This is a genomic window from Mesorhizobium salmacidum (SeqCode), from assembly GCF_037179605.1.
GTDB lineage: Bacteria > Pseudomonadota > Alphaproteobacteria > Rhizobiales > Rhizobiaceae > Mesorhizobium > Mesorhizobium salmacidum.
In genome coordinates, this window is record NZ_JAPYKS010000007.1 from 81,644 (window position 1) to 99,709 (window position 18,066).

The 18,066-nt window shown below is 63.7% G+C and carries 14 protein-coding genes and 2 pseudogenes; 6 read left to right on the top strand and 10 right to left on the bottom strand.

Features of this window, described 5'->3' with window-relative positions; genetic code table 11:
- Positions 1–4: 4 nt before the first annotated feature.
- The gene (locus O7A60_RS11535; RefSeq protein ID WP_337106360.1) at positions 5–895 is read right to left on the bottom strand and encodes a LysR family transcriptional regulator; all 891 of its coding nucleotides are present in this window, start codon (positions 893–895) and stop codon (positions 5–7) included.
- Between the two features lie 128 nt (positions 896–1,023).
- On the opposite strand from O7A60_RS11535, the gene O7A60_RS11540 reads away from it, so the two are divergent.
- On the top strand, positions 1,024–2,481 hold the full coding sequence (locus O7A60_RS11540) for an MFS transporter (protein WP_337106361.1): 1,458 nt from the start codon (positions 1,024–1,026) through the stop codon (positions 2,479–2,481).
- Positions 2,482–2,526: 45 nt separating this feature from the next.
- Here the strand turns inward: O7A60_RS11540 and O7A60_RS11545 are convergent, their stop codons facing one another.
- The 3 genes from O7A60_RS11545 to O7A60_RS11555 form a co-directional block, all read right to left on the bottom strand.
- The gene (locus O7A60_RS11545) at positions 2,527–3,024 is read right to left on the bottom strand and encodes a MaoC family dehydratase (RefSeq protein ID WP_337106362.1); all 498 of its coding nucleotides are present in this window, start codon (positions 3,022–3,024) and stop codon (positions 2,527–2,529) included.
- Between the two features lie 258 nt (positions 3,025–3,282).
- Entirely contained in the window at positions 3,283–3,711 is a 429-nt protein-coding gene (locus O7A60_RS11550; RefSeq protein WP_140711389.1) for a phasin family protein, read from the bottom strand.
- Positions 3,712–3,816: 105 nt separating this feature from the next.
- Positions 3,817–5,112 carry a DUF445 domain-containing protein gene (locus tag O7A60_RS11555; protein ID WP_337106363.1) on the bottom strand — a complete coding sequence of 432 codons (1,296 nt, stop codon included), beginning with the start codon at positions 5,110–5,112 and terminating at the stop codon, positions 3,817–3,819.
- 271 nt (positions 5,113–5,383) lie between these two features.
- Between O7A60_RS11555 and rirA the strand changes: the two genes are divergently transcribed.
- The gene (gene rirA, locus O7A60_RS11560; RefSeq protein WP_337106364.1) at positions 5,384–5,848 is read left to right on the top strand and encodes an iron-responsive transcriptional regulator RirA; all 465 of its coding nucleotides are present in this window, start codon (positions 5,384–5,386) and stop codon (positions 5,846–5,848) included.
- A 32-nt stretch (positions 5,849–5,880) separates the two neighbouring features.
- Here the strand turns inward: rirA and O7A60_RS11565 are convergent, their stop codons facing one another.
- From O7A60_RS11565 to hemP, 5 genes and pseudogenes are all read right to left on the bottom strand, one after another.
- Positions 5,881–6,672, bottom strand: a complete 792-nt coding sequence (locus O7A60_RS11565) for a heme ABC transporter ATP-binding protein (RefSeq protein ID WP_337106365.1) — start codon at positions 6,670–6,672, stop codon at positions 5,881–5,883.
- Positions 6,673–6,697: 25 nt separating this feature from the next.
- A complete protein-coding gene (locus O7A60_RS11570; protein WP_337106366.1) occupies positions 6,698–7,798 on the bottom strand; it encodes a FecCD family ABC transporter permease in 1,101 nt (366 codons plus the stop codon).
- 4 nt (positions 7,799–7,802) lie between these two features.
- On the bottom strand, positions 7,803–8,711 hold the full coding sequence (locus tag O7A60_RS11575; RefSeq protein WP_337106543.1) for a heme/hemin ABC transporter substrate-binding protein: 909 nt from the start codon (positions 8,709–8,711) through the stop codon (positions 7,803–7,805).
- Between the two features lie 10 nt (positions 8,712–8,721).
- A pseudogene (locus O7A60_RS11580) lies at positions 8,722–9,776 on the bottom strand (hemin-degrading factor).
- Positions 9,777–9,799: 23 nt separating this feature from the next.
- The gene (hemP, locus tag O7A60_RS11585) at positions 9,800–10,006 is read right to left on the bottom strand and encodes a hemin uptake protein HemP (RefSeq protein ID WP_027051401.1); all 207 of its coding nucleotides are present in this window, start codon (positions 10,004–10,006) and stop codon (positions 9,800–9,802) included.
- 200 nt (positions 10,007–10,206) lie between these two features.
- Between hemP and O7A60_RS11590 the strand changes: the two genes are divergently transcribed.
- The 4 genes and pseudogenes from O7A60_RS11590 to O7A60_RS11605 all read left to right on the top strand — a co-directional run bounded on the left by O7A60_RS11590 (position 10,207) and on the right by O7A60_RS11605 (position 14,321).
- The gene (locus O7A60_RS11590) at positions 10,207–12,390 is read left to right on the top strand and encodes a TonB-dependent hemoglobin/transferrin/lactoferrin family receptor (RefSeq protein WP_337106367.1); all 2,184 of its coding nucleotides are present in this window, start codon (positions 10,207–10,209) and stop codon (positions 12,388–12,390) included.
- 2 nt (positions 12,391–12,392) lie between these two features.
- Positions 12,393–12,835 (top strand): annotated as a pseudogene (locus O7A60_RS11595) (hypothetical protein).
- 19 nt (positions 12,836–12,854) lie between these two features.
- Positions 12,855–13,946, top strand: a complete 1,092-nt coding sequence (locus tag O7A60_RS11600; RefSeq protein WP_337106369.1) for an energy transducer TonB family protein — start codon at positions 12,855–12,857, stop codon at positions 13,944–13,946.
- Between the two features lie 60 nt (positions 13,947–14,006).
- The gene (locus O7A60_RS11605) at positions 14,007–14,321 is read left to right on the top strand and encodes an antibiotic biosynthesis monooxygenase family protein (RefSeq protein ID WP_027144060.1); all 315 of its coding nucleotides are present in this window, start codon (positions 14,007–14,009) and stop codon (positions 14,319–14,321) included.
- Between the two features lie 12 nt (positions 14,322–14,333).
- Here the strand turns inward: O7A60_RS11605 and putA are convergent, their stop codons facing one another.
- Positions 14,334–17,942 carry a bifunctional proline dehydrogenase/L-glutamate gamma-semialdehyde dehydrogenase PutA gene (putA, locus tag O7A60_RS11610; protein ID WP_337106545.1) on the bottom strand — a complete coding sequence of 1,203 codons (3,609 nt, stop codon included), beginning with the start codon at positions 17,940–17,942 and terminating at the stop codon, positions 14,334–14,336.
- Between the last annotated feature and the right edge of the window lie 124 nt (positions 17,943–18,066).

An 18,066-nucleotide genomic window follows, 5' to 3' on the forward strand; every position in this document is an offset into this window, starting at 1 on the left:
ATCGTCAGTGCTTCGAACAAACCTCGCGCACGCACTCACGCAACCAGCGTTGTGCCGGATCGGCATCGAGGCGCGGATGCCAGAGCATGGAGATGGTGACGTCCAAGGTGGCGACCGGCAGGGGAAAACTGTGCATGCCGGCGCGCGCTCCTGTCGTATGCCGCTCCGGCACGCTGGCGATCAGGTCCGAGGCTCGGGCCATGGCAAGTGCCGCCGAAAAGCCCGAGACCATGCACACCACCGTCCGCCGCAAGCCAAACCCATTCAGCGCTTCGTCGATCGGCCCTTTCTCGCGGCCGCGCCGCGAAACGCTAATGTGCCGGCCGGCCGCATAGCGCTCGGGCGTCACCTTGCCCTCGCTCAGGGGATGGCCTGATCGAACAGCGCCGATGAAACGGTCGCGAAACAGCGCCTGGATGCGCACTTCGGGTCCGGTCTCGCCGGCAACGCCAATTTCCAGGTCAATCGCCGCTTCGCGCAGCGACATCGCATCCTTATCGGACTTCGGCGCAAAACGCAGCCGCACCCCTGGCGCATCGGCCTCGATGCGGGCGACGAGACGGGGCGCGAACTCCTCGACGAAGCTTTCGTTGGTGCGCAATGTGAAGATCCGGTCCAGACTCCGGGGGTCAAGCAACTCGGCAGGGCGCAGGAGCACTTCCGCGTCCTGGACGACACGGCCGACTTGTGACCGCAATTCCTCCGCACGCGGCGTCGCCACCAGGCCGCGCCCGGCGCGCACCAGCAGAGGATCGCCCGTTGCCTCGCGCAGCCGCGCCAGCGTTCGGCTCATCGCCGAGGGGCTGAGGCGCAGACGGCGCGCCGCGCGCGCCACGCTGCCCTCGGCCAGCAGGACATTGAGGGCAAACAGCAGATTGAGATCGGGTGATGTCATCGGTCTATCCTAGCATGATATGGCGTTTGACGCACGGATAAGATGCAAATGCTGCACCTTCCGCCATATCAATCACAAGACTAGATCTCCGACAGCTCCGCTTCGGGAGCAGACAGAAGGAGATCGCCTTGGGACTCGCTGAGCAAAATCGGGAACTGACATCGGCGCCGCAACAGGCCCGGTCCACTGGCCTGGCGCTGGCGAGCCTATCGCTCGCCACGCTGCTATCGTCCTTGGGAACCAGCATTGCCAGCGTCGGGCTGCCCTCGCTGATGCAGGCTTTCGATGCATCGTTCCAGTCCGTGCAATGGGTGGTTCTCGCCTATCTGCTCGCCATCACCACGCTGATCGTCGGCGCCGGGCGGCTGGCCGACATGTTCGGGCGCCGGCCGTTGCTGCTTGGCGGCATCGCGCTGTTCACGCTGGCATCGGTGCTCTGCGGCCTGGCACCGACGCTCTGGCTGCTGATCGCGGCGCGCGCCATGCAGGGGATTGGCGCCGCGCTGATGATGGCGCTGACACTGGCCTTCGTCGCGGAAACCGTGAGCAAGGAGCGAACCGGCAGCGCCATGGGCCTGCTCGGCGCCACGTCCGCGATCGGCACGACGCTCGGGCCTTCGCTTGGTGGCTTTTTGATCGCCGGCCTTGGCTGGCGGGCTATCTTTCTTGTCAATGTCCCGCTGGGCCTTCTGACCTTCGCTCTCGCCTGGCGTGCCCTGCCGGCGCGCAGCGGAACAATGGAGGTCGCTCGAGGCACGTTTGACGTCACGGGAACCGCCCTGCTGGCCCTAACCTTGGGCGCCTATGCCCTGGCATTGACGCTTGGCAGAGGCAATTTCGGCGTCCTCAATTTGGGCCTGCTGGTCGCGGCCGGCATCGGCGTCATCGTGTTCGCCATCGCGCAGGCGAAAGTGAAGGCGCCGCTTGTCCAACTCGCCCGCTTCCGCGACCCGCGGCTGAGCGCCGGCCTTACCATGAGCCTCATCGTCGCGACGGTGATGATGGCAACCCTCGTGGTTGCGCCGTTCTACCTGTCGCGCGGGCTCGGATTGGATGCCGCGATGGTCGGAATGGCGCTTTCGACCGGGCCGCTTGTCTCGACCCTGTCAGCGCTGTTGGCCGGCCGCCTGACCGACCGCTTCGGTGCCCACGCGATGACGGTCGCCGGCCTGGCCTGCCTCGCCACGGGGACGTTCCTCCTGTCGCTTGCCCTGACCAAGCTCGGCATTGCCAGCTATGTCGTTCCAATCACCGTCACCTGCTTCGGCTACGCCCTGTTCCAGACCTCCAACAACGCGGCCGTGATGAGCGGTGTAAGCGCAGACGAGCGTGGCGTCGTTTCCGGTTTGCTCAACCTGTCGCGAAATCTCGGCCTCATCACCGGCGCATCGCTGATGGGCGCCATATTCGCGATTGCTTCGGCCGGTACGCGGCAAGGAACAGGTCAGGACGTCCTGAGTTCCGCTTCGGCCGCCCGGGGCATGCAGGTCACCTTTCAGACGGCAACGGCCCTGGCGCTGGTTGCGCTGTTGCTCGCGCTGATCTCACTTCGCTTTGCCGGCCGTACCCGGCCCGGGATTGCGTGACCTGTTTGGCGGCTGCCGGCGGCGGGCGTCCCAAAGGACCGCCCCTCAGGCCCCTGCCCGTCTGCGGCGCTCATAGAGCATGACCAGCGTTTCAGCCATCAACGCCGGCTTTTCCTCGCCTTCGATCTCGACCGTGTTGGCTGCCTTCATCAGATACTGGCCCGGGCCCCGGTTTTCCATGGAAAGCAGCGTCGTGCGCAGGCGAATGCGTGCGCCGACCTTGACCGGCGCCAGGAAACGCACCTTGTCGAAACCGTAATTGAAGGCGGCCTGCGTATTCTCGGGAACGATCCCCATGTCGAGGGCCAGCGCGCCGATGATCGACAACGTCAGATAGCCATGCGCGATCGTGGTGCGGAACGGGCTTTGCCGCCGCGCCCGTTCAGGATCGACGTGGATCCATTGATGGTCGCCGGTACAGTCGGCGAACTGGTTGATACGGTTCTGGTCGACCGTGGTCCATTCCGAGACGCCGAGCTCCTGTCCGGACATCGTTCTCAGCTGCTCGTAGCTAGGCGGCGTTTTAGGCCGTACTTCCGTCATTCCTGCGTTCCCGATCGCTTCCAAAGCTTCCGGACCACGAACCGGCGGCCTCTGTCAATTCATCCTGCGCAAAACCGTTCCGGCGGAGTCGAGCTCACTCGTGCCATGCATTGCCACGCGATGGCAGGCCGAATTCGGATTTTCCAACCTTCCAGGCTGCCGGGAGCTTATGCTGTGGCGCTAATACAACTATGCGCAAGGTTGCGGAATCGCGAACCGGCGTGCTTGGCCGAGGACGGAACGACAGCCGATGAGAACCTACTTCTGCCCGTAACCGGCGCGGACCTCCTCCATCGCTTCCTTGATACGCGCGCGCAGGATATCGATCGATTCGGTGCCTGATTTCCTCGCCAGTTCAGCCACTTCACCGGCGTTCTTGAGCGCCGCCTCGAAGGATTTTCTGGCAAACTCCGTCTGCTTGGCCATGAGCTCCTGCGGATTGCCCGGTGCGCGGTAGCTCTGCGCCATGTCGGCGACTTCCCGCAGCGTGTCCTGCAGCATTTCGCGCTGCCTCGACAACAGCGAGGATGCCCCGGCCGCACTGGTCCGTGCCGCCTTCTCCAGCGCTTCCAGATTCTTGCGATGGTGCGCAAGAATCGCCTCGACATCGACGTTGGGCACCTTGAGGTCACGGCCGAATCTGCCGAACATCTCCATGAAGGAATCGGATTCCGGTTGCCTGGCCATGATTGTCTTCTCCCCTGTTGCCGCGGGTGCGGACGCCCTCGACTGGAGAATAGCACTCGAACGCCGTGTGTCCATTTCGAACGCACGCCTGGCGGTCGATACGGATCAATTGACCGGGAGCAGCAACTCGATCGTATAGAGCACGATGCCGGCCAGCCCGCCGATGATCATGCCGTTGAAGCGGATATATTGCAGGTCGCTGCCGATGTTCATCTCGATCAGGCGCGTCAGTTGCGCCAGATCCCAGCGCTTGACCTGGTCGGCGATGAATTTCGATACGCCGCTCTTCTGGCTTTCGACGAAAGAGGCCAGCGCCACCACGAATCCTCCGTTCATGTCGGCCCGGATCTGCGCATCGCCGGCAAGATGGCGGCCGACCTCGACGAACATGCTGGCGAGTTGCTCCCGGATCAGCGAATTCGGCGCCTTGGCATCCTGCTCGATGAACAGGCTGAGGCTCTCCCACATGTCGCCGGCCAGCGCCCTGACTTCGGGTCTGGCGAGGAAATCGCGCTTCATTTTCTCCGCTCGCTTGGCGTATTGCTTGGATGTGCGCAGCCGCTCGACGAAGCCTAGCGCGAAACGGTCGAATTCGGCGCGCATCGGGTGGTCGGGATCGGCACGCACCTCGTCCAGCAGGGAGCCCGCCGAGGCGACGATCTTCTTCAGGAGATAGGCGTCGGCGCGAAACAGATTGAACAGCGACGGCAATTCCTCACGGATCTTGTCGCGCATCGTCGCCAGCGCCTGTTCGTCGTTGAGAAACCGGCCGATTACCTTGATGAACTCGTCGAACAGCTTCTGGTGGCGGCGATCGTCGGTGAGTGCCGACAAGAGTTCGGCCGCCAGCGGCGCCAGCGGCACCTTTTCGATCTGTTCGAGCATGCGGCTGGTGACGAAACCGCGCAGGCCGGATTGTTCGACGGCGGCAAGCGTCTGCGGCACAAGCCGCACGAGGAAGCGCGACAGGTCGGCGGCGCGCTCGGCATCGGCCAGCCAGTCGGCGACGAGTGCCGAAAAATCGACCTCGGCGAGTTTTTCACGCACCGGCTCCGGCGCCAGGAAATTGACCTCGATGAAACGGCCGAGATTGTCGGCAATGCGGTCCTGGTTTTCCGGGATGATGGCGGTGTGGGGGATGGGCAGCCCGAGCGGCCGTTTGAACAGCGCCACCACCGCGTACCAGTCGGCAAGGCCGCCGACGGTTGCCGCCTCGGCGAAGGCGGCGACGAAGCCGAGCCACGGATAGCTGCTCTGGAAGGACTTGGCCAAGGCAAAGACCAGCACGCAGAGCGCCAGTGCCGCCGTGGCGACGAACTTTGTCCGCCGCAGCGCGGAAAGCTTGGCGCCCGCGTCGGCATCGAACCGCACTGGCGCCAGGGACTGGTCCGATTGAGCCATGGATGGGCCGCTCCTCGTCGATCTCAGCCTATTTAGTGTTTCGACCGCCAGAATGCCCGTGACAGCGATTACCCGCGGGGTTTCACCCGGTCACGCACATAAAGTTGACGAGAATATTCAGCTATAACGCGAAGCTAGTCTGGAATTATTCCAAGGTATAGGCCATATTCCGTCGAGGCCAGTGTGGAGACTCCGAAAATCCGGATGAAGCCGCGCCGGCAAGTCTACACTCTGGCATGGTTGCACCGTGCCAGCGCTTTGTGAGGATGAAATGCGGCTTACCCGCCAAACCAACTACGCCATGCGCATCCTGATGTATTGTGCCGCCAACAATGAACGGTTGAGCCGCATCCCGGAGATCGCGGCCGCCTATTCGGTGTCGGAACTGTTCCTGTTCAAGATCCTGCAGCCTTTGGTCGAGAACGGCCTGGTCAAGACTGTCCGCGGCCGGAACGGAGGGGTACGGCTCGGCCGTGCCGCCGAAGCGATAAGCCTGTTCGACGTTGTGCGCGTGACCGAGGAAAGCTTTGCCATGGCGGAGTGCTTCGAGAACGACGCGGCCGAATGCCCACTCGTCGACAGCTGCGCGTTGAATTCGGCGCTGCGCGAGGCGCTCAACGCCTTCTTCGCCGTGCTTGCCCGCTACACGATCGCCGACCTGGTGGCGGCGCGGCCGAACGTGCGCAACCTGCTCGGCATCGACCTATTGATGGAGCGCCGCGCGCCGGCAGCTTGATCCCTGTCGTGTCGTGCGAGGTCGGCTGAATATCAGCTGACCGACGATTGGGGGAGCACGAACGGCATGTCGCTAGCCGGCAGCACGCCGACCTTGAGCCGGCAATCGAACACCCTTTCGATCAGCTCATCGCTTAGCACCTCCCGCGGCGAGCCGGTCGCGGCCAGCCGGCCGCGATGCATCACGAAGATGCGGTCGGCATACATGGCCGTCAGATTGAGGTCGTGCAGGATCGCGACCACGCCCCCGCCTCTTCTGGCGAAATCGCGGGCGATGTTCATGATGATCAGCTGATGCTTGATGTCGAGGCTGGAAACCGGTTCGTCGAGGAAGAGATAGCGCGGCCCGCCGTCGAGCACTGGCGCCCAGACCTGGCACAGCACGCGCGCAAGCTGGACGCGCTGCTGCTCACCACCCGAAAGTTCCTGGTAGAAACGCCCGGAAAAGCCATCGAGATCGACCCGCGCCAGCGCCCGCTCCGGCAGGCGTTCGTTCTCGCCGGGCAGCACCCCCGCGCGGCCACCGACGAGGCCAAGCCTGACGATCTCGCGCACCGTGAAGGGAAAGGACAAGGTCGTTGCCTGAGGCAGCACCGCTCGCACCGTCGCGGCCTCGACCGGCTTCATCGTCGACAGTTCGCGACCGTTGATGACGATCCGTCCGGTATGGGCGAGATCCCCCGACATCGCCTTGAGAAAGGTCGTCTTGCCCGAGCCGTTGGGACCGACGATGGCCGAGATTTCACCCGGCCCGACTTCGAAATCGACATCAACGACAATACGCTTCTTGCCGATCGCCACAGAAACATCGCGCGCTTCGATCATGAAACACTCCAACTGGGTCCCAAACTCACAGGTCGATCACGCCGCGCTTGCGCAACAGGATCCACAGGAAGAGCGGCGCGCCAGCGACGGCGGTGACGATGCCGATCGGCAATTCGGCCGGCGCCACGATGGTGCGGGCGACGGCATCGGCGAGCAGCAACAGCGAGGCGCCGAGCAGCGCCGAGGCCGGCAGCAGGTAACGATTGTCCGGGCCGATCAGCAGGCGCAGCAGATGCGGCACCACGATGCCGACGAAACCGATGCCCCCGCTGACGGCGACGGACGCCCCGACCGCCGCCGAGACACCAATGATGGCTGTGTATTTCAGCCGCTGCACCGGTATGCCGAGATGGCCGGCGGTGGCCTCGCCGAGCGCCAGCGCATTGAGGCCGCGGGCCAGGAACGGCATCGCCGCCAGCGCCAAGCTGATGATGGGCCCCACGGAAGCGATCTTGGCCCATGTCGCACCACCGAGCGATCCCAGGGACCAGAAGGTCAGGTCGCGCAACTGGCGATCGTCGGCCATGAATATGAGGATTCCGGTCAGCGCCATGGCAAGTGCCGCCAAGGCTATGCCGGCGAGCAGCATGGTGGCGACCGAGGTTTGCCCGCGTCGCGTGGCGACCTCATAAAGCACCAGTGTGGTGGCGAGGCCGCCGAAAAACGCCGCAAACGGCAGCGCGAGCGTTCCGAGCAATGCGGTCGCCGGTGCCAGCACGGTCCCGCCGAGCACGATGACGGCCACCGCGCCAAGGCTGGAGCCGGCTGAAACCCCGATCAGGCCGGGATCGGCGAGCGGATTGCGGAACAGCCCTTGCATGACGGCGCCGCAAACCGCGAGCGCCGCGCCCACCAACATGCCGAGGATGACGCGCGGCAGGCGGATTTCGTAGACGATCAGGCTGTCACGCGCGCTGAGGGCCGCATCGCCGGGGACCGTGCCAAAGAGCCAATCCCTGATGACGTTCACGGCGGATGCGTCCGACGCCCCGGATGTGAGCGAAAGCAAGACGGCGATCGCCAGGCCCAGGCACAGCAAGAGGATGACGGCACGGGCGCGACCGGAACGATCGTCTTCGGATGCACCCATCGCCTTCACTGGACCGGCGATCGACTGGTCGGCCATGATCTCAGTCCGTGACCTGTGCGCCATAAAGCGACACGGCGAGGTCGTGGATGGCGTCGGCCGTGCGCGGCCCGAAGCCGAGCAGATAGGCGCCATCGATGCGGATCAGCTTGCGCGCGGTGCCGGCCGGCGTCGAGGCTATGGATGGATTGCCGAACACTTCGTCGTCCGACACAGGAGGCCCGGCATTGCTCATCATCAGGATCACGTCCGGCCTGGCGGTGACGATCGCTTCGTCGGACATCTGCTTGTAACCGGAAAAGCCTTCCACCGCATTGACCCCGCCCGCCAGCTTGACCATGCCGTTGGCTGCGGTGTCGCTGCCGGCCGCCATGATCTTGCCGCCCTGCATCGAGAGCACGAACAGGACGCGCTTGCGCTCTTTGATCGATTCTGTCTGCTTTTTAGCGGCCGTGAGTTTGGCATCGAGCGCCTTGGCCAGCACCTCCGCCTTGGCCTCGACCCCGAGCGCCTTGCCGACAATGCGGACCTTCTGAAGGATGCCTTCACGGTTGTACTGCTCGGGCACTTCGATGAAGGGAATGCTCGTCTTCTTCAGCACGTCGACGGCTTCCTTGGGGCCGCTGCCGTGCAATGCCAGTATGGCTGTCGGATTGACCGACAAGACGCCTTCCGGCGACAGCTGGCGCATGTAGCCGACATCGGGCAATTCGAGTGCCGCTTTCGGATAGAGGCTGCTGGAATCGCGCGCTACGAGGCGCTTTTCCTCGCCAAGCGCATAGACGATTTCGGTGATGGAACCGCCAATGGCGGCGATCTTCGAAGGGTCGGCGAAGACCGAAACGCCTTCGGTGGCGCCGGCTGGTTGCATTGCGGCAAAAGCCAGGGAAAGACCGATCGCGGAACCGATGATCGATCCGCGCAGGGCGGACAGTCTCGAAACAGAACGCATTACACTTTCCTCAGGCTGCCGTCGGGCTTGAATGCGCGGCAGGTGCTCGGCCAGGAAACGCCAGTCGTCGCGTTCGCCCTCGCCTTCATGGCGCTTGCCGAAGAACTGGATGATCATGTCACCATTGGCGGCATAGATCTCGAGCGAGGTGACATGGCCGTCCTTGGTCGGCTTGCGCACCGCCCAGACCTCATGGATGTGGTCGATTCGCAGGTGCAGATGAAAGGTCTCGTCCAGCACATTGATCCACGGTCCCGTCGTCTTGATCGACTTGACCGGGCCGGAATGGATCTGGATGCAGCCGCGGTTGCCCACGAAGCACATGATCGGCATCTCGCCTTCGGCGGCGTGATGGAACATGGCCCGGACCGCGTCATTGTCGAGCAGCCAGGCATAGTCCTGGCCGACCATGCGCACCGCCTGGCGGCGGCTGAGCTTCAACGTCTTCAGCATGCCGAAGAACTGGTGCACGTCCGTCAGCCGGCTCCAGCGGTCACGCAGATCGTCCAGGCTTGCGGTCCCGGCCTCGCTTTCCTCATCGAGAACGGGCCGTGAAATGTCGATCGTCGGCTCCTGGTTCGACGATTCCAGTGAGGCGACCAGCTTCTGGTAGGCATAGAGGCTGGAGGCCGGGCGCAGATGCACCTTGTGCACCGCCTCGCCGGCCGCATCGAAGAACTGCAGGCTGCGGCGGATGTCGTCGCCATCCCGCTTCTCCACGGCGAAGCCATGCGCCCAGACTTTCGGGAAGATGCGCAGGTCGATGTTCTCGCCAAGCATCATGGCGTTGTGGTTGCCGGTGACGGGCTTGTCATAGACCCCGATCTTCTCGTGCACCGCACTTTCGTTGCGGGTCAGCGCCATGACCTCGCCAACGGCCTCGAGACCGGTCAGAAGGTCGTTGACGCGCGGTTCGATGCGGACGGCGCCGTCGCCGCAATGCGCGGCGGCCAGCTCGGCCTCCGAAATGCCGAGCTGGCCGGCCAGGTCACGCTCGCGCGCTTTCGGATTCTCGGTCCGTGCCCGCCGGATTTCATGCGGAGCGGGTTTTACGCGCTGGTCCATGTCTTTACCCCTGATGCCTTGCCTTACTTGTTGAGAATGAGCTTGCCCTGGCGGGTGATCTTCAGCCGGTAGAGCGCCCCATGATGTTCGATGCCGATCTCGTGCTCGCCCTGGAACAGCGTGTTGCTGGACAGCGTTCGCACCGCCAGCGGAATCCGATCGAAACGGGCGGAGGCATCGTCCGAACGGCGGACGCGATAGCGAAAATCGTTGGGATTGTGCGTGTTCATCTGGGTCGATCCCTTTCCTGTGCCGGGCATCTGGCTAGGCGTTGCGAAATTGCCGATTCATTTCTTGACTCGAATAATCATGTTTACTAGTCAGTGCAATACCGGACTAAATGAGTCAACATTTAAGATGCCGGATACGATCAAAAATGCCAGCAAGCCCCGGGCCAGCCAGCATGGAACCTGGAATTTGGAGTTGGGGCATGGGGTTGATGAATTGGGAATGGCGCGGCCGGTCGAAGGCGAACCGTGCAATGGCTTTGCTTGCAAGCGTGGCGGCGGTCGCCCTATCCGCGCCATCGGCGTACGCGCAACAGGCGACGCAGCCGGCGAGCGAGCAGACGGGTCAATCGAAAAAGACTGACCAGGAAAAAGCAGCTCCCTCGGGCGCGACGCTGCTCGACAAGATCCTGGTGCTCAGCCGCACCGGCGAAACGGCGATCGAATCGCTGGCCTCGGCCAGCCACGTCGACCAGGAGCAACTCGACCGCCGCATGGCGACGACGCCAAACGAAATGCTGCTCGGCGTACCAGGCGTCGCCGCGCAGGCAGACGCCAGGCGCGTCAGCACCAGCATCAACATCCGAGGCCTGCAGGATTTCGGCCGCGTCGCCGTCATCGTCGATGGCGCGCGCCAGAATTTCCAGCGTTCCGACCACGGCACCCAGTCGACCTTCTACATCGATCCCGAACTGGTCAAATCCCTCGACGTGATCCGCGGTCCGGTCGCCAACACCTATGGTTCTGGCGCCATTGGCGGCGTCGTCTTCTTCGATACCAAGGATGCGCTGGATTTCCTCAAGCCTGACGAAACCTGGGCAGGCTCCGTTACTGGACGCTACGAAAGCAACGGCAAGGGCTGGACATCAAGCGCATCCGGCGCCTATCGGATCAATCAGAACTGGGACGTGCTGGGCAACATCGTCTACCGCGACTACGACAACTACAAGGACGGCGACGGCGACACCGTCAACGGCACTGGTTTCGACGTGCTGAGCGGCCTGCTCAAGACCACCATCCGGCCGACCGAGAACAGTGAACTGAAGCTTGGCTGGGTCGGCTCTAGCGATGGCTGGAACGAGACCAGCGGCGGCCTGTCTGTGAATGATGTCGACCTGAAGTCGAACACCTTCACGGCCCGCTACAACATCACGGACGAAGACAAGAGCTGGCTCGATCTCCACATCAACACCTCCTACAACAAGACCAATCTCGACCTGACCAGTCTTGTGCCGCAGAACCGCTTCGATCCGGTGACCGGTTTTCCCGTGGTGCTGCCGGCAGGATCGCAGTCGACATTCGATGTCGGCACGACCGGCATCGATATCTGGAACACGTCACGGTTCGAGACGAGCGGCATCGCGCATGAACTGACCTATGGCGGTGACTGGGTCGGCGACAGCGTCAAGACGGGCGGCGCTGCCGGCGGCGACAGTTTCTACACCCCTTCTGGCAAGCGGAATGTGTCGGGCGCCTACGTCCAAGACAAGCTCAGCTGGGACTGGCTCGAAGTCATCGCCGGCCTACGCTACGACAGCTATAGCCTGAAGGATGACACGCACGATATTTCCGGAGACAGGCTATCGCCGCGCGTCACGGTCGGTGTCTCGCCGTTCGCCGGGCTTGCCGGCCTGCAATTCTACGGCACCTATGCGGAAGGCTATCGCTCGCCGTCGATCACGGAAACGCTGATCAGCGGCAACCATCCGGCTGGCGTCAGCTTCCCGTTCCTGCCCAATCCAAATCTGCGGCCTGAAACCGGCAAGACGACCGAGTTCGGCGTCAACTACAAGCAGAACGACATCTTCGAGGCTGGCGACGCATTCCGTATCAAGGCGGCCTATTTCAACAACGATGTCGACGACTATATCGACGGCGTAACGCTGTCGCCGTTCGCTCCAGGCAGCGGCTGCCCCTTCGGCCCCGGCATCCCGATCTGCTTCCAGTATCAGAATTTCGCCAAGGCCAAGATCGACGGCTTCGAGCTGGAAGGTGTCTACGATGCGGCATGGGGCTATGCCGGCCTCTCGGCTTCGATCACGGATGGCCACACGGTTTCCTACAAGGGTGTGGAAGCCGACCTAGCCACCATTCCTTCCTCTCAGGTCACCGCTCAGCTCGGCTTGCGCTTCCTCGAGGACAAGCTGACCGTCGGCGGCGAGGTGCAGTATAACGGCAAGCCGAAGGGCAATACGTTGGCCACGGACTACACACTGGTCAACGCCTTCGCCAGCTATCAGGCGACCGACAATCTGAAAGTCGATTTCCGTGCCGACAACCTTTTCGACGTCAAATACGCCAACCCGCTGAATGGCGGCACGACGGTCGCTGTCTATGAACCGGGCATCACGCTGAAGCTGGCCGCAACCATGCGATTTGGAGGCTGAGCATGACGAGCTTGACGACATCCCTTCGTCTGCTGACCTCGACGCTGGCGATGTCGCTTGCGACGGTTCCGGCGCGGGCTGAACAGTCCGAGCCGGTCCTGACCCTCGAACTCAATGCCGCGCAGCCTTCTGACAAAGGCTGCCGGCTGACCTTCCTGGTCAACAACAATCTCGGCGCCGATCTCACCAAGGCGGCGTTCGAGATCGCCCTGTTCAACGAGGCCGGGGTGGTCGACCGGCTGACGGTGCTCGACTTCAAGGATTTGCCAACGGGCAAGACAAAACAAAGGTGACGCGCTTTGACCTGGCCGGTACCGACTGCACCAAGGTCAGCCGTGTGCTGATCAACAGCGCGACGGAGTGCGTCGGCACGGGCCTCGAGCCGGCCGCCTGCTTGCGCAAGCTGAAGACGGACACCAGGGCCGGCATCGCTTTCGGCGTCTGATGTGGGACCAGAACCCGCCTTGGCGCGACATATCCAGGCACGGCCCCTGGCCGGCGTTTTGCTGTTCGAGCCAGCCTATCTTGATTTGACAATGGCGCCTGGGCCGCTGCATTTTCCGCCGCGCGACATGCAGGAAATCAGTTCCCTCCCCACTGCCGGCGACGAGTTGGCCATCGTGCCGGCCGAGCCGCTTGCCCAGACGCGGCCGCCTGCCGGTGAGGGCAAATGGCCGGCTGCGATCGTCGTCTCCTGTCTGCTCCATGCAGGCGTGGCGGCGGCCTTTTTTATATCGCCAACGGGAACGTTCGATCTCCAGGGCGGGGTGCAGTCGGAAGGCAGCGATCACTCAGGAGACAAGGTGGTCGGTAGCGCCCTGGACAAGGACCAGGCGGCGATGAATGTCACGCTGGTGCCGAATCCGCAGCCGGCCAAGCAGCAACCGGCAAAGGCAGCGGGGACAATGCCACCGACACAACCTCCACGTCCCGCGCAGGAAGGCACGAAGCCACCTCCCGAGCCTCTGCCGGAACCTGTCAAGCTGCCGGCGGTCACGCCGGACATACTGATGGCGGGGACGCCACGTTCCGATGACCAGAGCGTGGCGCCTCCCAGAACTGAAATGCCGGCGCAACCGACCGTGCAGACCGAGGACACCGAAACGCCTGCCTCTGTTCCAGAGCAGCCGCCGATTCCCATCGCAAGGCCGAGCCCGGAAAGTGCTCCAGCAACCGCCGGCGAACCATACGAGAAGCGCGGCTCGGCTGACGGCCATGAAATCAAGGCGGCCATTGCCAGCAAAGGGAGAAAGCAAAGCGAGGCCGGCAACGCGGCGGCTTCCCGCTATAGCGGCGAAGTGGCCAGCAAGTTGGCTCGCGCCAATCGCCGTGTATCGAAATCCGCGCAAACGACAGCCCGCAACAACGCGATGGTGGCATTTGTCGTGCTTGCCGATGGCAACATTGCCGACTTGCAACTTGCCAAGAGCTCCGGCTCGCCGGAGCTTGATCAATTCGCCTTGGAGCTGGTGCGAAAACAGGCACCATTCCCGCCAATCCCGCCCGAGACCGGGATATCGAGCTGGCGCTTCAAGGCGCCAATCGGTCCGTTCTGAGCCGTGGCCATTCACTCAAGCCTCAATCATCAACGTTCGAGACCTGCTGAAAGGAACCCCATGTATATCGCCATGAACCGCTTCAAGGTGCAGACCGGCTCCGAGGCCGACTTCGAAGCCGTGTGGAAGAACCGCGATTCCAGCCTTGCCGAGATGAAAGGCTTCCGCGAGTTCCATCTGCTGCGCGGTCCGGTCAACGAGGCCGAAGGCTACACGCTTTTTGCCTCGCATACGGTCTGGGCCAGCCATGACGATTTCGTCGCCTGGACCAAGTCGGAGAATTTTCGCGCCGCCCACCGCAATGTCGGCACGACAAAGGTCCACTATCTCGGCCACCCGCAATTCGAGGGCTTTTCCGTTGTCGAAGGCGCGTAAGTATCGACCAGTCTATGCAGCGGCCAACAGGCTGGCATTGCCGCCCGCTGCCGTCGTGTCGACGCAGACCGCCCGCTCATGCGCATAAGCCGCCGGATTGAGCACCTCGCTGACCAGCGGCACGATCGGCCCGCTGCGCTCGGCGATGACCTTGCGCACGATGCGCGCCGCCTCGGGCGTGCCTGAAAAAGCAACGACATCGACGCGCAGCGAGCGCGCCTCGACCGGATCGGGGCGGCCATCGATGGCCGCCAGCGGCAGGCCCTTCCCGGTCAATGCGGAGAGGGTAGCCGGGGCACCTGGCGCCACCGCCAGCACCGCATTGCCGGCGGCGAGCGCCTGGATGGTCTGGGCTAGCAGCGTGTCGGCGTCCGGCCCCAGGCACAGCACCCGGCCGCGCGGCGACAGCGACAGCGTGTTGGCCTCGCCGGTCGGGCCAGGCAAATCGACCTGGCCGAAATCGATGCTGGCGGCGGCACCGATCGCGGCCGCGCCCTTGCCACGCAGATGCTTCCTCAGGATGGCGATCCGGTCCGGCCGCGTCGACCAGCCGCCAAGCGCCGGATCGGGCAGATTGTCGGCAAGCTCGGTCGCCGTAACCTTGTGGCCTTCGCCAACTTCCGTGCCTGCTTCCGGCCCCTTGCGGAAGCGCCTGACATAGTACGGGCCGCCTGCCTTCGGCCCGGTGCCGGAGAGGCCCTCGCCGCCAAATGGCTGCGAACCGACGACGGCGCCGATCTGGTTGCGGTTGACATAGATGTTGCCGGCATGGATGCCGTCGACGAAATGCTGCACACGCCCCTCGATGCGGGTGTGCAGACCGAAGGTTAGGCCATAACCCTTACGGTTGATGGCGGCGATGACGCTGTCGATCTGGTCGGCGTCGAAACTGGCGACGTGCAGCACTGGCCCGAACACCTCGCGCTCCATCTCCTCGATGCCCTTGACCCGGAAGACATGCGGCGCGACGAAGCGGCCGTCCTTGGGGGCTTCCAGTTTGGCGATCAGCCGCCCTTGCAGCCCCATCGTCTTGCAATAATCGCGGATCGAGGCCTGCGCCTCGTCGTCGATGACCGGCCCAATGTCGGTCGAGATCAGCCAGGGATCGCCGACATTGAGCGCCTCCATGGCGCCCTTCAGCATCTCCAGCATCTTCTTCTCGACGTCTTTCTGCACATAGAGCACGCGCAGCGCCGAGCAGCGCTGGCCGGCACTCTGGAAGGCCGACGCCAGGATATCGCGCACCGCCTGTTCGGGCAGCGCGGTGGAATCGACGATCATGGCATTGAGACCACCGGTCTCGGCGATCAGCATGGCGTCCGGCGCCGCGGTCTCGGCCAGTTGTTTTTCGATCAGCTTGGCAACCTCGGTCGACCCGGTGAAGCAGACGCCGGCAATACGCGGATCCGCAGTCAGCGGGCCACCGACCGATGGGCCGTCGCCGGGCAGGAGTTGGATGACGTCCTCCGGCACACCGGCCTCGCGCAGCATCTCGACGGCGCGGAAGGCGATCAGCGGCGTCTGCTCAGCCGGTTTGGCGATCACCGAATTGCCGGTGACGAGTGCTGCCGCGACTTGGCCGGTGAAGATGGCGAGCGGGAAATTCCATGGCGAAATGCAGACAATGGCGCCGCGCGCTTGCGTGCCCGCCTCGGCATTCGCCGCCTCGGTGGCGTAATAGCGCAGGAAGTCCACGGCCTCGCGCACCTCGGCGACGCCGTCGGCCAACGATTTGCCGGCTTCGCGCGTAGCGAGCGCAAAGAACTCGACGGCATTGGCCTCGTAAAGGTCAGCCGCGCGGTTGAGGATGCCGGCACGCTCGGCGACCGGCCGTTTTGCCCAGGCCGGCTGCGCCTCCACCGCGATGCGCACGGCGGTCGCGACTTGCTTGGCGGCGGCCTCGTGAACCATGCCGACGACCTCGGAAGGTTTTGCCGGATTGACGATCGGGCGCTGCTTGCCGTAGCCGGCGGCGCGCGTGATCGGCTTGGCGTGCCAGCGATCCGGACCCGCGAATGCCGCTTTGGCCTGGTCGATAGCAGCCAGCGTCACCGCATCGGTAATGTCGAACCCTTTCGAGTTGCGACGGCCCGCGCCAAATATCTGGGAAGGCCGGGCAATCGCCGGATTGGCGGCGGGACCCTGGCGTTCGACCGTTTCCAATGGATCGCGCGCGATGTCCTCCGGCTCGACGTCCTCATCGGTCAGTTGATGCACGAAGGAGGAATTGGCGCCGTTCTCCAGCAGTCGGCGGACCAGATAGGCAAGCAGGTCCGAATGCGCGCCGACCGGCGCGTAAATGCGGCAACGCGTGCCCTCCGACCGGCGCACGGTTTCGTGCAAGGCCTCGCCCATACCGTGCAGGCGCTGGAATTCGAAGGTGTCGCGGTTGTCCGCCATCGACAGAATGGCGGCGACGGTGTGGGCATTGTGGGTGGCGAATTGCGGATAGATTCGGTCGGTCATCCCAAGCAGTTTTTTCGCGCATGCGATGTAGGAAACGTCGGTGTTGGCCTTGCGCGTGAACACGGGATAGCCTGACAGTCCGAGCGTCTGCGCCCGCTTGATCTCGGTGTCCCAATAAGCACCCTTGACCAGCCGAACCATGATGTTGCGATTGTTTTTTTTGGCCAGCGCATAGAGCCAGTCGATGGTGAAAGCCGCGCGCGGGCCATAGGCCTGCACGACGACGCCAAAACCGTTCCAGCCGGCGAGTTCCGGCTCTGCCAGCACCCGCTCGATGACGTCGAGCGACAGATCCAGACGATCCGCTTCCTCGGCATCGATGTTGATGCCCATCCGCGAATGCCGTGCGGCCAGAGCCAGCGACAACAGCCGCTCGGCCATCACAGGCAGCATCTCTTCCTTCTGCGCCACCTCGTAGCGCGGATGCAGCGCCGAGAGCTTGACCGAAATGCCGTGGTTGTACCGGATATCTGGCCCGTTCGAGCCGGCATCGAGCGAGGAAATGGCGTCGGCATAGGCCTTGTGGTAGCGCAAGGCGTCGGCCTCGGTGCGAGCCGCTTCGCCCAGCATGTCGAAGGAATAGAGATAACCCCTCTGGGTCATCGGCCGGCCGCGCTTGACGGCTTCCGCGATCGTGCGGCCAAGCACGAATTGTTCGCCCATCTCGCGCATGGCGGCGGCCACCGCCTTGCGGATGACGGGTTCGCCCAGCCTTCGCACCATCGAGCGCAGCGTGCCTTCGATGCCGCCCTCGCCTTCGTCGAGCACGCGCCCGGTCAGCATCAATGCCCAGGTCGAGGCATTGACGAAAATGGAACTCGAACCACCGGAATGCGCAGACCAATCGTGCGGTGCGATCTTGTCGGCGATGAGATCGTCCATCGTCTCGGTGTCGGGCACGCGCAACAGCGCCTCGGCCAGGCACATCAGCGCCACGCCTTCCTTGGTGGAGAGACCGTAGGCGGAGAGGAAGACCTCCATCAGCCGGGGATCGGTGGAGCCCCGCACCGCCCGCACCAGGTCGGCCGCGCGGGCCGAGATCGCCTTGCGGTGTCCGGCAGAAAGCCCGGTCGCCTCGGCCAATCGCTTAACCGCTGCGTCTTCGTCGGGCAAATAATTGGCACGGATCTGCTGGCGGATGGCGTCGAGCGGCATGGCGGTCCTATGAGCAAGCATAAGGGAGCGGCCGGCGGTCACCGGACCTAATGGCGCAAGCTAGCACAAGTGCCAGATTTCAGGCGGTCTGAAAAAATCGACAGGGCAGCTCAATTGACCTATC